Annotated in this window: 14 protein-coding genes; 7 read left to right on the top strand and 7 right to left on the bottom strand. The window is 71.7% G+C overall.

The genetic code is table 11. From position 1 onward, the window contains the following. Positions 1 to 262 precede the first annotated feature (262 nt). The 4 genes from A3862_RS03810 (at position 263) to A3862_RS03795 (ending at position 3,040) form a co-directional block, all read left to right on the top strand. Entirely contained in the window at positions 263 to 1,630 is a 1,368-nt protein-coding gene (locus tag A3862_RS03810) for a glutamate--cysteine ligase (RefSeq protein ID WP_043760323.1), read from the top strand. Between the two features lie 97 nt (positions 1,631 to 1,727). Then, a complete protein-coding gene (locus tag A3862_RS03805; RefSeq protein ID WP_043760325.1) occupies positions 1,728 to 2,075 on the top strand; it encodes a hypothetical protein in 348 nt (115 codons plus the stop codon). 93 nt (positions 2,076 to 2,168) lie between these two features. After that, positions 2,169 to 2,426, top strand: a complete 258-nt coding sequence (locus A3862_RS03800; protein ID WP_043353112.1) for a sulfurtransferase TusA family protein — start codon at positions 2,169 to 2,171, stop codon at positions 2,424 to 2,426. A 38-nt stretch (positions 2,427 to 2,464) separates the two neighbouring features. Then, positions 2,465 to 3,040 (top strand): NUDIX domain-containing protein, encoded by a 576-nt coding sequence (locus tag A3862_RS03795; RefSeq protein ID WP_043382695.1) that lies wholly within the window; start codon positions 2,465 to 2,467, stop codon positions 3,038 to 3,040. 2 nt (positions 3,041 to 3,042) lie between these two features. On the opposite strand, the gene A3862_RS03790 is transcribed toward A3862_RS03795, so the two are convergent. The 6 genes from A3862_RS03790 to A3862_RS03765 form a co-directional block, all read right to left on the bottom strand. Further along, entirely contained in the window at positions 3,043 to 3,888 is an 846-nt protein-coding gene (locus tag A3862_RS03790) for a WecB/TagA/CpsF family glycosyltransferase (RefSeq protein WP_236961732.1), read from the bottom strand. Between the two features lie 10 nt (positions 3,889 to 3,898). Then, the gene (locus tag A3862_RS03785) at positions 3,899 to 5,374 is read right to left on the bottom strand and encodes a GumC family protein (RefSeq protein ID WP_043760326.1); all 1,476 of its coding nucleotides are present in this window, start codon (positions 5,372 to 5,374) and stop codon (positions 3,899 to 3,901) included. Positions 5,375 to 5,654: 280 nt separating this feature from the next. After that, positions 5,655 to 6,767, bottom strand: coding sequence for a glycosyltransferase (locus tag A3862_RS03780; RefSeq protein ID WP_043760329.1), 1,113 nt, complete (start codon positions 6,765 to 6,767; stop codon positions 5,655 to 5,657). After that, positions 6,764 to 8,776 (bottom strand): glycosyltransferase, encoded by a 2,013-nt coding sequence (locus A3862_RS03775; RefSeq protein WP_100794128.1) that lies wholly within the window; start codon positions 8,774 to 8,776, stop codon positions 6,764 to 6,766. Before A3862_RS03775 ends, A3862_RS03780 begins: the two co-directional genes overlap by 4 nt. Before the next feature lie 104 nt (positions 8,777 to 8,880). Continuing rightward, a complete protein-coding gene (gene selD / locus A3862_RS03770) occupies positions 8,881 to 9,927 on the bottom strand; it encodes a selenide, water dikinase SelD (protein WP_043760332.1) in 1,047 nt (348 codons plus the stop codon). A gap of 39 nt (positions 9,928 to 9,966) precedes the next feature. Continuing rightward, on the bottom strand, positions 9,967 to 10,686 hold the full coding sequence (locus A3862_RS03765) for a cytochrome c biogenesis CcdA family protein (protein ID WP_043760334.1): 720 nt from the start codon (positions 10,684 to 10,686) through the stop codon (positions 9,967 to 9,969). A gap of 158 nt (positions 10,687 to 10,844) precedes the next feature. Here A3862_RS03765 and A3862_RS03760 point away from each other — a divergent pair, with 158 nt between their 5' ends. From A3862_RS03760 to A3862_RS30970, 3 genes are all read left to right on the top strand, one after another. Next, complete coding sequence (locus A3862_RS03760; protein WP_043760336.1) at positions 10,845 to 11,354, top strand: metallophosphoesterase; 510 nt, start codon at positions 10,845 to 10,847, stop codon at positions 11,352 to 11,354. A gap of 138 nt (positions 11,355 to 11,492) precedes the next feature. After that, complete coding sequence (locus A3862_RS03755) at positions 11,493 to 11,807, top strand: hypothetical protein (protein WP_043355560.1); 315 nt, start codon at positions 11,493 to 11,495, stop codon at positions 11,805 to 11,807. Positions 11,808 to 11,811: 4 nt separating this feature from the next. Then, entirely contained in the window at positions 11,812 to 12,033 is a 222-nt protein-coding gene (locus A3862_RS30970; protein WP_124262916.1) for a hypothetical protein, read from the top strand. On the opposite strand, the gene A3862_RS03750 is transcribed toward A3862_RS30970, so the two are convergent. Continuing rightward, a complete protein-coding gene (locus A3862_RS03750) occupies positions 12,034 to 12,336 on the bottom strand; it encodes a hypothetical protein (RefSeq protein WP_420845337.1) in 303 nt (100 codons plus the stop codon). It abuts the gene before it with no gap. Positions 12,337 to 12,397 lie beyond the last annotated feature (61 nt).

Below are 12,397 nucleotides of genomic sequence, written 5' to 3'. Positions count from 1 at the left end.
CACATGAAGGCGTCAGCCCGGACGATTGTTTCCCCGGATCGGACGTGAAGCGGCGCGCCGGCCGAGGCCGCCGCGTTGTGGGTTCCCGGCGGCTCGATTATGTCCCGGAACGGACGCCGCCTGCGCCGCGGGCTCATCGGGGTCGGGGGCGGGTGTCCGCCCGGAGCCCGCTCGCGAGAGCGGGTCGATACCGGGTGGATCCGCCGAAGCAGTTCGGCGCGCCCGTTCCAACGCATAAGTCAGACGCACGGGCAGGCAGCGCATGGCGCGCGACAGCAACGACACCACGCCGCTCACCACGCGCGCCGAACTGATCGAATGGTTCGCGGCGGGCGAGAAGCCGCGCGCCCGCTTCGCGATCGGCACCGAGCACGAGAAGATCCCGTTCTACCGGGAGAGCCGGGCGCCCGTCCCCTATGACGGGGATCGCGGCATCCGGGCCCTTCTGGAGGGCCTTGCCGGCGAGACGGGCTGGGAGCCGATTGTCGATCTCGGCAACATCATCGGCCTGTCGGCGGAGGCGGGCGGTGCGATCTCGATCGAGCCCGGTGGCCAGTTCGAGCTGTCCGGCGCCGCGCTGCCCGATGTGCACGCCACCGCCGCGGAACTCGTCACGCATCTCGCCGCCACGAAGCGGGTGGCCGATCCTCTGGGAATCGGTTTCCTGACGCTGGGCATGAGTCCCAAGTGGCGCCGGGACGAGACCCCGGTCATGCCCAAGAGCCGATACCGGATCATGGCCGGTTACATGCCGAAGGTCGGATCGCTCGGCCTCGACATGATGCTGCGCACCGCCACGGTGCAGGTGAACCTGGATTTCGCCTCCGAGGGCGACATGGTGCGCAAGATGCGCGCATCCCTGGCGCTGCAGCCGGTGGCCACCGCGCTCTTCGCTAACTCTCCCTTCACCGACGGTCGGCCGAACGGCTTCCTGTCGCGCCGGTCCGAGATCTGGCGCGACACGGATGCCGATCGGACGGGGATGCTGCCCTTCGCCTTCGATGCCGGGTTCGGTTACGAGGCCTATGTCGACTGGCTGCTCGACATGCCGATGTACTTCGTCAAGCGGGGCGACACCTACCACGACGTGTCGGGCGCCTCGTTCCGTGACCTGATGGCCGGCAAGCTGCCGCAGCTGCCCGGCGAGTTCGCGACGGTCTCGGACTGGGCCAATCACGCCTCCACCGCCTTCCCCGAGGTCCGGCTGAAGCGTTTCCTGGAGATGCGCGGCGCCGATGTCGGCGATTCCGGCATGATCGCCGCCCAGGCCGCTTTCTGGGCGGGCCTCCTCTACGACGAGGCGGCCCTCGACGCGGCCCTCGACCTCGTGAAGGGGTGGAGCCCGGCCAATCGCGAGGCTGCGCGGGCCACCGCACCGCGCCTCGGGCTCGCGACTCCGGTGGCCAACACCACCCTCGGCGCGGTCGCCGCCGAGGCCCTGGCGATCGCCCGGTCGGGTCTGCGGGCACGGGGCCGCCGCGACGCCGAGGGGCGGGACGAGACCATCTACCTGCAGCCTCTCGAGGCCATCGTCGCGGCCGGCCGGACGCGGGCAGAGGATCTGCTCGCCGATTACGAGGGCCGCTGGGGCGCCTGCGTGCGGCCGGCCTTCGCCGAATGCGTCTTCTGACGCCTCCCTGATCGACCGACGCACTGGGCGCGAATCACGTCCAGAGCGTGCTATTGGAACGTTCCAGCAGGGCGTTTTGCCGCTGGAGGTTCGTACCATGACCCGTGTCACTGCCGTCATCCTTCTGGCGATGGCTTCCTTGCCGGCGAGCGGGGGCGCAGGTCAGGCGGCCGATCTGGCACGGTTCGAGGCTCCAGGCCCGGCGCCGGGCCCCGGCCGCTGGCATTACGGGGCGGGCGGACGCATCGCCGGAACCGTGGCGGCCCGCGGGCGTCCGCAATACAGCTACTATGGCGAGTACGGTTATCCCGCACCCTTCGGTTACGGCTATGCCTACGCGCCGGTGCCGAGCCACGGCTTCGACTACGGCTATTCCGGTCCGCGCTATCTCTGGTCTGCACCAGACAGCTATTACGGGCCTGCCTTCGGTTATTACGAATGGTGAGCGGATCCGCTGGCTTCGCGGGCCGGCGATGCCTATGACGCGCCGGGTGCCGGTCGCTCTGCCGGTCGCTGCGCCGGTTCGGGAGCTTGCGGCGTGCGGGACGAAGATCCGGATTGCGTCGATCTCGACCTCAGCGGGCTGAAATGCCCCCTCCCGGTCCTGCGCACGCGCAAGGCCCTGCGAAGCCTTCCTGCCGGCCGCACGCTGGTGGTGACGTGCACGGATCCGCTGGCTGCCCTCGACATCCCGAATCTTGTGCGGGAGGAGGGCGCGCGCCTCGACGCTGTCGAGCGGCGCGCGGAACGCCTGCGCTTCCGCATCACCGTGTCCGCAAGGCCGCCGCATTCCTGAACGATCCGTGAGCCTTCCAGGGGCAAGGCAGGATCGGTATGGCACCGCGGATCGGGGGCGTGCGCCTCGTGCACGACGGTTGGGCGCGCTACCTCGTGGCCGAGGTGATGCAGGAGGACGGAACCCGCCTCACGCGGGAGATGGAGGATCACGGCCGGGCGGTCGCGGTGCTGCCTTACGATCCGGAGCGGCGGGTCGCCACGCTGGTCTCGCAGTTCCGGGCGCCGGTCCTCTACTCGGGGGGGCCGCCGAGCCATATCGAGGTCCCGGCCGGCCTCCTCGACGAGGGCGCCTCGGAGGACGAGGCACGGCGCGAGGCCCTGGAGGAGACGGGGTTGCGCCTGGGGGCGCTCGACTTCGTCGCCAGCGCCTGGTCGATGCCGGGCATCTCCACGGAGCGGATGGACCTGTTCCTCGCCGCCTACGGCGAGGCCGACCGGACCGGAAGCGGCGGCGGCCTCGCCGCGGAGGGCGAGGCCGTGGCGGTGCATGAGATCCCGCTGCCGGAGCTGGCCGCCATGGGCCGCCGCGGCACGATCACCGACATGAAATCGCTGACGCTTCTGTTCGCGCTCCAATTGCGGCGGCCGGACCTCTTCGAGGCGACGCGCTGAGATCAGCCGGCGCGCCGCCCCATCTGCTCCCGCATCGCGAGGCCGATGAAGCGCCAGGACTTGATGAAGTAGCGGCGGAACAGCCGCCGCGGCGCCTGCAGGAACCGGTAGATCCATTCGAGGCCGAGGCGCTGCATCAGCTGCGGCGCGCGCGGCAGGAACCCGGCCGCGACGTTCAGGGCGTCGCCGACGCAGAACACCACCGGTTCACCGAGCGTCTGGCCGTGCCGATCCACCCAGATCTCGGATTTGGGCGCGCCCACACCCATCACCAGCAGTGTCGTACCGTGGGCGCGGATCCGCTCCGCCAGCGCGCGGCTGTAGGCCGCATCGTGCTCGAAGCCGAAGGGCGGGACTGCGCTGGCTACGGCGCCGGCCGGAAGGCCCGCCGTCTGCAGGCGAAGGGCCAGGGCGTCCGCCGCATCCTTGCGGGCGGAGACGAAGAAGACCCGCTGCGCGAAGGCCGGCGGATCGGCGAGGACGCAGCCGAGGAGATCGTGCCCGGTGATCCGGTGCACGGGCCGGCGACAGGCCCTCCGGGCCAGCCAGACCAGCGGCATCCCGTCGAGGGTCCTGGCCGCCGCACGCGCGTAGGCCTCGCGAAAGGGGGCATTCTCGCTAAGCTGGACGACATGATCGACATTCGCCGTGACGATCATCCGGGGCCGGCCGTCTCGCCGGGCCGCGACGGCGGCCACGAGGGCCGCGACGGGTCCGGTGTGAAACTGGTATCCGAAGAGTTCGACGGTCGCCTCCGCCTGCGGCGACCCGGACGCCGCGCAGGCGGGGCCGCTCACCGTGTGTGCTTCCCCGCGGACCGGATCCATGGCGCCGAGGTAGAGGCTCATCTCTCCGATGTCACGCATCGGCGGCCCGGAAGCTGGCCGCCGGCCGAGTGGCGGCGCGCAGGGTGCGGCGACGGTCGCTGTCGGCGCCGAGGAGCAGGGCGATGCCGCCGCCGAGCAGCAGGCCGAGGATCAGGGCCACCGGCAGGACGATCTTGGGCGACGGCGGGAAGGTCCGCTGGCGCGCGGGTGTCGCGGCCGAGATGATGCGGACGTTGGTGGTGTTGAGCCGCTCCTGCTCGCTCGCCTCGCGGGCGCGCTTCAGGTAGGCCTCGTAGATGCCGCGGCGGGCCTCGAGAGTCCGCTCCAGTTCGCGCAGGCCGACATAGGCCCGGTCGCTGCTCGCCGTCTCGGTCTTCACCCGGTCGAGATTCGTCCGGATCGCCGCCTCGCTCGCGGCGGCGCGGTCGTAATCCTTCTGGGTCGTCTCGATGATCCGCTCCTTCTCGCGCTGGATCAGGCGCTGCAGGTCGCGCTGCTGGGCGTATTGCTCGGCCATGGCCGGGTGGCGTTCGCCGAGGCGGGTGGCGAGCTCCGCGGTGTTGCGGGACAGCGTGGCGTATTGCTGCCGCAGAGCCTGCATCTCCAGGGATTGCAGCATCTCCGGCAAAGCGGTGCTGGGATCCGACGAGCGCATCCGGCGCGCTTGGTCGAGGCGCGACTTCGCCTCGGCGGTCTTGATCGAGGCGGTGACGAGCTGCTGATTGAGGTCGCCGAGCTGCTGGTCGGTGAGCAGGCGGCCGCTGGCCGCCACGAGCTTGTGATCCTCACGGTAGCGCACCACCGCGCCCTCCGCCTGCTCGACATCCCGCTTCAGGCTGGCGAGCCGACCGGCCAGGGCGCTGGACGCGCGGCGCGCGGTCTCGGTGCGGGCCGCCGCTTCTTCGGCGAAGTAGGCGTCCCCGACGGCGTTGGCGATGCGCGCGGCCTTCTCGGGATCGCGGGACTGCACCGCGACATCGATCACGAAGGTCCGCTCGGCCCGCCGGACGGTGAGCCGGTTCTGAAGCGTGTCGAGAGCGGTGATGACCGGGTCGCGACTCGCCGCCGGCGGAAGCATGCCCAGAGCGCCCTTCACCCAGGTGAGGGTCGGGTTGTTGCCGTCCGGCAGGACGAACTCGTCGTCCTGATCGAGGTGGAGCTTGGCGATCACCCGGCGCAGGACGCTGTCGGACTGGATGACCCGCACCTGGCTCTCGGCGATCGAGACGCCGCTGTCGGCCTGGGGCTGGCGCGCGTTCACGTCGTTCTCGACGACGCGCAGATCGCTCGGATCCACGAGAACCTGGATGCTGGACGTGTAGCGCGGCGGGATCAGGCCGAGCAGCGCCACCGCCACGGCGACCATGAACAGGCCGCCCAGCACGATGAAGCCGCTGCCGCGCCACAGGCGCCGGAGGATCACGCGACCGTCCGTCTGCGGGGTCACCTGCGGCAGCACCATTCGGACGGGCTGCTCACCGCTCATCCGTGTCGAGAAGTCGAACATACGCCTCGCTCCCTGACCTGTCGGGACGGAGACAACCGCCCGCCGCCAACCTCGTCGCCTGTTCCCTTTCTGACCAGCTTCGTGCCGGTCTGGAACAGGTGCTCGCCCGAGGCGCCGTCTTCGTCGGGAGTCCAGCAATCAGCATACCGGACCAGTAGTATCGCCCCGCTGCGGTTCCTGCTTCAGGAAGCCCGCAGATATCGCATACAGACGTAATCCTAACTGTCACGACAATCGAACGTGAAAAGTCTCCGATTTGTTGGGGACTACGCAGGCCGCCTCAGGCGCTGCGGTCGCATGCGACAATTGACTCCAACGGTGCGTAGGCTGTCGGGTCGCCCGACAGGAAGCGTTGAAAGCGCAGCCCGTCCTCGGCCGCTGTGGCGTTCCAGCACGCCACGTTGGCCCGGCTTGCCGCCGCCGCGCGGGTCAGACCGCCATCCCGGAGCCAGGCGGCGATGGTCCGAGCGGCGCCGTCCGGATCCTCCGGCCGGATCAGCAGGCCGGACGTCCCCAGCACCTCACGGAACACCGGGTCGTCCGGCGCCACGACCGGCAGGCCGCCATGCTGGACTTCCAGGAGCGGCAGCCCCAGCCCCTCCGCCTTGGAGGTCGAGACCAGCAGGTGGCACGACCCCGCGAGGGCCCGCAGCTCCGCGTCGGCGAGGTATCCGTGCCGGTGCAGGAACGGCGGTGGTGCCTCCAGGAAGTCGTGCCGCCCCCATCCGACCCGGCCAACGAGATGGAGTTCCGCCGGGATGCCGGCGCGGATCAATGCCGCCGTCAGGGCGAGGGTCGCCGGATAGTTCTTGCGCGGTTCGATGGTCCCGATGGCGAGGAGCCGCAGCGTTGCGCCGGGCTCGTAGGCCGCCGGCCCCGGCAGGTCGGCCAGGCCGAAGGCGTCGCGGACGGCGGGTCGCAGCAGGGCGACGCGGGCATGCTCCGCGCAGAGGGCGCGCACGGCCGCGCCGGTGGTGCGGCTGTTGACGAACAGGTTCGGGCACCAGCGCAGGGCGAGGGCGAAGCTCGGGCTCATGTAGATCCGGCTGCGCAGGCTCAGATCCGCCTTCCGCGTGAGCAGGAAGGTGTCGTGGACGTAGAGCAGGCACCGCGCCGCCGCGATGGCGCAGAGCGGCCCGGGCGGGAAACCCGGGAACAGGAACAGGGCGTCCCTGTCCGTGAGCGCCCGCGCGGGGAGGCCGATCTGCTGCGCGGCGATCATGCCGGGCAGGGAGCCGGCGGTCACCGGCCGCACAGTGTGCGGTGCGAGCCTCTCCGGGGCGAACAGGTCGAGGGTGACCCGCTCGATCCCCGTGACATGGGCCCGCAGATGGGTCTGGTCGAGGTAGATCCGCCGCTGCGCCATGCCGGATTTCGCCTTGTGGTCCGTCATGGCACCCTGCGCCGCAGCGTGCCGGCCAAGTACAGGCACCGCCGCACGAAGAGCGGCATCCGGCGCCCGAACACCATCTGCTTGGCCCGCCGCAGCCGGCGCACGAGCGGAGGCGAGACCGCCGGGACCGTGCCGGTCGCGCCCGTCCGCAGATCGGCCGCGAAGGGGAAATGCCCGAGCATCGCGGGGGCGAAGCGCGGATGGGCCGCGCCGCCCCCCAGGCCCTGCCGCCGGAAGACCGCCTCCAGCGACAGCGCCGCCGCGGCCGGGCTGTAGCGGCTCTCCAGGGCGATCCGCGCGAAGGCGCCGAGGCGGGTGCGGGTCGCCCGGTCACCGACCAGGGCGGCCAGGGCGTCGGCGAGGGCGCCGGGCCGCATCGGCACGAGGCGGCCCGAGACGCCGTCGATCACCGCCGAGGTCAGCCCGGCGGTGCGGTAGGCCAGGGTCGGGACCCCGCACAGGCCGGCCTCGATGGGCGTCTGTCCGAGAGTCTCGTGGCGGCTCGCGGTGACGTGGAGGTCGCAGGCGCCGTACCACGCCGCCAGCATCGCCTCGTCCGCGATGAGGCCGGGCGCGAACAGGTTCGCGATCCCGAGCCGGGCCGGATCGTCGAGGCGACCGATCGCCACGACGCCGACGCCCGGTTTTGCCACGGCCTGAAGCGCCCCCCGGAGATCGGCAAAGCCCTTGTCGGGCCCGTCGACGATGACCGAGGATACGAGGATCAGCACGTCATCGGGGGGCAGGCCGAGCCGGCCGCGCAGGCCGGCGCGATCGCCGGGCCGGAAGACGGCGGTCGGGAAGGCGAGGCGGATCGGCTCGACCACGGTGCCGGGCGGCGCGAGTTCGCGGGCCCGCGCCAGCGTCCAGTCGGAATTGGCGAGAAGCCAGGGAGCCGGAGATCGGGCCGGAGATCGGGCCGGGGATCGCACTTCGGGCCCGACCGGGGCGCCGGCGAGCACCGCGCGTTTGCGGTCGTGCATGCCGGCGATCCGGCCGGGGGCCAGTTGCGGATACTCGTCGGGGGTGGGGCAGGCCGCATCGCAACCGATCGCGGCGCGGCCGCACGCGCGCGGATGGGCGCACCGGCCCGTGAGGGGGAAGAGGTCGTGCAGCACGAGGCCGACCGGTCCCCGCCGGGCCAGACGGCCGACGACGTCGAGGCTGCGGGTGGCGCCGTGCAGGTTGCCGGCCAGGACGAGATCCGGTGCGGTCGCCGCGATCGCGGCCTCGGCCGGGGGGAAGACGTCGCGCCACTCGGCGGCCTCGGGACGGCCGCTCAGGGTGACCTCCGCGATCCGGTGACCGGCGAGAGTCAGTGCCTCGGCGAGCCGGCGCTGGGCCACGCCGGCCCCGCCCTGGGTGCCCGTCCCGGTGAGCGACACGATCGACAGACCGCTGGCGGGCGGAGGAAGGTCCGAAAGCAGCCTGTGGAGCAGGGCGGGACGACCGATCAGGCTGCGCCGGTCCTCGGATGTCGTCGACCAGGCGGCCCCTTCGTTCAGCATGCCGTCGGGGTCGAGGTCCGCATGGTCCGCCAGCCCGTCGCGCCGCCAGAGGATCCCGCCCCCCGCAGACCTGCGGCCACCGGCTTCCGCCGCGCGATCGGGCCCGTCGAGGCCCCGGACGGCGTGGTCGAACAGGACGCGCAACCCCGCGACCGCGTCGACCTCGGCGAGCGAGGCCTCCAGCGCCAGAGCGATCAGCGCACCCGGGGCGAGCAGGTCGCCGGCAGCGAGCCAGAGCAGATGATCCGGACCGGGATCGGTCAGGATCCGCTCCACGGCCGCGCGGCCGGTCGTGGGCGCCAGCACGTCGTGTCGGAACTCCGGATAATCCTGGCGCAGGACCGACGCGACGGTCCCGGCCAGGGCGGCATCCGCGTGGGCCACCGTGATGATCCGGATCCGCGGCCAGGGGCGCCCGTCGGGCAGCGACCGCGGACGGGCGGGTCCGGGGGGGCTGCGCCCGTACGGCCAGCCGGCGACGCCGTGGGGAGGCGGTGACATGTCTGCGGCCTCGGTCACGGCGGCTCTGGCGGCGGCTCGGGTCTCGTGCGGGGCGACAGAGTGGACGGGAAGGTTGAAGATTGCCTCTCGGGGCCGGCGGCGTCTCAGCCCATCACCCGGATCCGCGCCGGACCGGCCTCGATCCGGCCGATGCGGGCGGCCGCCGGGTAGCCCGCCGATCGGATGCGCGCGAGGAGCGCGTCGGCCCGGTCGGCCGAGCAGGTCACCAGCAACCCGCCCGAGGTCTGCGGATCGGTGAGGATGTGGCGGCGCCAGTCCGGAAAACCCTCCGGCAGGTCGACCGCCTCGCCGAACGCCGACCAGTTCCGGTGCGAGGCACCGGTGACGGCGCCGGCGCGCGCCAGCGCCTCCGCCTGCGGCAGCAGGGGGAGGGCGTCGGCCTCGAGGGTGAGCGTGAGACCGGCGCCGCGGGCGATCTCCAGCCCGTGGCCCAGGATGCCGAAGCCGGTCACGTCGGTGAGGGCGTGGACGGCGGGCTCGGCGGCCAGGTCGGGTCCGATCCGGTTGAGCAGCGTGGTGGTGGCGATGAAGTCGCGGTAGCCGGCGTCGTCCAGGGTCTCCCGCTTGATCGCCGCGGAGTAGACCCCGACCCCGAGGGCCTTGGTGAGCAGGACGGCATCTCCCGCCATCGCGTCGGCGTTGCGTCGCACCGCCTCCCGGCGGCAGGTGCCGATCACCGCGAGGCCGTAGATCGGCTCGGGGGCGTCGATCGAGTGGCCGCCCGCCACCGGGATGCCGGCCTCGGCGCATTGCTCTGCGCCGCCGCGCAGGATCCGCGCGACCACCTCCGGGTCGATCTTGCCCAGGGGCATCCCGAGGATCGCGAGCGCGAAGAGCGGCCGGCCGCCCATGGCGTAGACGTCCGAGATGGCGTTCGTCGCGGCGATCCGGCCGAAATCGACGGGGTCGTCCACCATCGGTGTGAAGAAGTCCGTGGTGGCGATGATGCAGGTGCCGTCCTCCAGCTCCCATACGGCCGCATCGTCCGCCGTCTCGTTGCCGACGAGGAGCCGCTCGAACGGCCCGGCCGCCGGCTGCTGGGCGAGGAGCTGGCGCAGGGTGGCGGGGTCGAGCTTGCAGCCGCAGCCGCCGCCATGGGCAAGACTGGTCAGGCGGGGGGCATCGGTCATCGCTGATCTCCGTTCCGGACGTCCTGGGACCATGGCGACTCAGTAGCGCGTCGTCAGCGCATTGAGCCAGTCCGGCGAAGCCGCGACGGCCGCAGCTTCGACCTGCTTGTCGAGTCCCGTCAGCACCAGCAGGCCGAGGACCACCATCACGGCGCCTAGCGCGGCCTTCGCGGCCCGGCCGGCCGCGGCAAGGCCGCCGCGCCAGCGCAGCAGCGCCTCGCGGGAGACGAAGCCGAGGAGCATCAGCGGGGCCGCGGCCCCGATCCCGAAAGCCAGCATCGTCAGGGCGACGCTCCCGAGATGCTCGCCCCGCGCCGCCATCAGCGAGGCCGCGCCCAGGGTCGGTCCCACGCAGGGGCTCCAGGCGGCGCCGAGCAGCAGGCCCACGGCGAACTGGCCGGACAATCCGCCGGAGCCGAAGCCGCCGAAGCGTTCCTCCGCCCAGGCGCCGACCGGGCCGGCCGCCGTCGCGACCCGGGCCTGGAGCCGCGGCAGCATCAGCACCACGCCCAGCAGCAGGAGGAGAACCGCGCCGGCGCGCCGGAACGCGTCGCCGTCCAGGCCGATGGTGAAGCCGATCGTCGCGACGAACAGACCGATCGCCGTGAAGGCGATCGCCAGCCCGCCGGCCAGCGCCACCGGGCCGAGGCGATGCTCCGCGGCCGCGGTGCCGAGCACGATCGGGATCAGCGGCAACACGCAGGGCGAGAGTACCGACAGAAGCCCGGCCAGGAAGGCGAATCCGACCGTTCCCAGCATGCCCTCGCGCTCCCGATCCCGCTCGCCCTGCGGAGGTCTCCTCCGTGCCGCGCGGGCGGTCAACGCGCCAGGCGGCCGCGGGCGCGCGGGAACAAGGCGGCGGCCAGCCGATTTCGGCGGCAGTCCGGTGGCGTTCCCGGGCGAGGCGGAGCAGACCGGTGACCATCTTCTTCACGGGCGACACGCATTTCGGCGACCCGCGGGCACTGCGCTTCGACCACCGGCCCTATCCGGATCTTGAGGCCCACGATGCCGGGCTGGTCGCGGCCTGGAACGCCGCGGTCTCGCCCGGCGACACGGTCTGGCACCTCGGCGACTTCGCCCTCGGGCCGAGCGGGGACCGGATTCGCGAGATCCTCGCCGGGCTGAACGGCGAGAAGCACCTGATCGTCGGCAACAACGACGGGCCCGATACTCTGGGTGCGCCCGGCTGGACGTCGGTTCGGCACTACGCGGAAATCGAGGTCGAAGGCCGCATGGTCGTGCTCTGCCACTACGCGTTCCGCACCTGGAACGGCATGAGCCGCGGGGCCCTCAATCTCCACGGGCACAGCCACGGCAAGCTCAAGCCAATGCCGAAGCAGTACGACGTGGGCGTCGACCCGATGGGGGCGGCACCCGTGCCGCTCTCCGCAATCCTCGCGTCCCGCCGGCGTCGGGGGCGGTGAGTCGGGGCGGAACTTTCACGTCAGCTTCACCGTTTCAGCGGACAGGAAGGGAGTGGACTCGTGCCGCTCCGAGAAACCCGGCCGGTCCGCCTTCGGAGTGGCCATCCCAAACCGTGTGTGAGTGTTGAAGTGAGTGCCATGTCGGTCACTCTGACCCGTTGCCTCGCCAGCCTCGTGGCAGGCCTCGTGATGACTTCCGCGGCGTCGGCTGTGCCGGCCTGCATCGAAGCCCAGCGCAAGGTCGACGAGGCGAATGCCCTGCGCTTCCAGGCGCGTCAGGAGGCCCGTCTGGGCGATCATGACCGCGTCTGCGACACGCTCGATGAAGTGGGCGACCGCTACGACGATGCCCGCGACGCCTTCGAGCGATGCGGCGAGGGCGTCGTGGCGATCGATCTCCGCAGCGAACTGCGGGGCCTGCGGATCGCCAAGAAAATTAACCGCTGCGATTGATCGGGTGCGCATCCGCACCTCGGACGTACCGTTCCTGCAGCATCACCCCGTCACGCGCGACGCCGGTCGCCGAAAAGGTTCTGCGCCCATGACCCCCGCCACGCTTTCGAACGACATCGAGCCCGTCGTCGTCCGCACCGGCCCGTCCTTCGCGGCCGCCCTGTGCGGCTTCGTCAGCACCACCGTCGCGACGACGATGCTGCTCATGCTGATCGGTGCGTTCTGATCAGGGCGCGACCGACCAGAATCGCTGACGGTTGAACAACATATCCTGGGAGCCGACCTTCGGTGCCGGCTCCGTCCGCCGCCCGCAATCGGGTTCGGCCGGCTTCGTGACGGCCGCGAGCGTCGTGTGGGCCGGTACAGGTATCAGGCCCAGGCGCGTCTGAACCTCGGGCTGCCGCGCCGCCGCGATGGTCAGCACGCAGGCGATCAGGCCGCCGGCAACAGTTCCGAGAACGAAATTCAACATCGGGCCTGGGATCCGGGGCCCGATTCCTTTGGGCCACACCGCGTCGTCGATAAGCAACCCGGCGGCATCATGGCGGACCTGGCGCTCACGCGCTTTTAACTCCTGATCTGCGACAGCT

Origin of the sequence: Methylobacterium sp. XJLW (assembly GCF_003254375.1) — a bacterium.
Taxonomy (GTDB): domain Bacteria; phylum Pseudomonadota; class Alphaproteobacteria; order Rhizobiales; family Beijerinckiaceae; genus Methylobacterium; species Methylobacterium fujisawaense.
Note: the sequence above shows the minus strand (reverse complement) of the source record. Positions and strands in the feature narration are given on the sequence as shown.

Coding starts and splice junctions, on each gene's coding strand:
- A3862_RS03810 (WP_043760323.1), top strand. CDS start 263: ATGGCGCGCGACAGCAACGACACCACGCCGCTCACCACGCGCGCCGAA.
- A3862_RS03805 (WP_043760325.1), top strand. CDS start 1,728: ATGACCCGTGTCACTGCCGTCATCCTTCTGGCGATGGCTTCCTTGCCG.
- A3862_RS03795 (WP_043382695.1), top strand. CDS start 2,465: ATGGCACCGCGGATCGGGGGCGTGCGCCTCGTGCACGACGGTTGGGCG.
- A3862_RS03790 (WP_236961732.1), bottom strand. CDS start 3,888: ATGAGCCTCTACCTCGGCGCCATGGATCCGGTCCGCGGGGAAGCACAC.
- A3862_RS03785 (WP_043760326.1), bottom strand. CDS start 5,374: ATGTTCGACTTCTCGACACGGATGAGCGGTGAGCAGCCCGTCCGAATG.
- A3862_RS03780 (WP_043760329.1), bottom strand. CDS start 6,767: ATGACGGACCACAAGGCGAAATCCGGCATGGCGCAGCGGCGGATCTAC.
- A3862_RS03775 (WP_100794128.1), bottom strand. CDS start 8,776: ATGTCACCGCCTCCCCACGGCGTCGCCGGCTGGCCGTACGGGCGCAGC.
- selD (WP_043760332.1), bottom strand. CDS start 9,927: ATGACCGATGCCCCCCGCCTGACCAGTCTTGCCCATGGCGGCGGCTGC.
- A3862_RS03765 (WP_043760334.1), bottom strand. CDS start 10,686: ATGCTGGGAACGGTCGGATTCGCCTTCCTGGCCGGGCTTCTGTCGGTA.
- A3862_RS03755 (WP_043355560.1), top strand. CDS start 11,493: ATGTCGGTCACTCTGACCCGTTGCCTCGCCAGCCTCGTGGCAGGCCTC.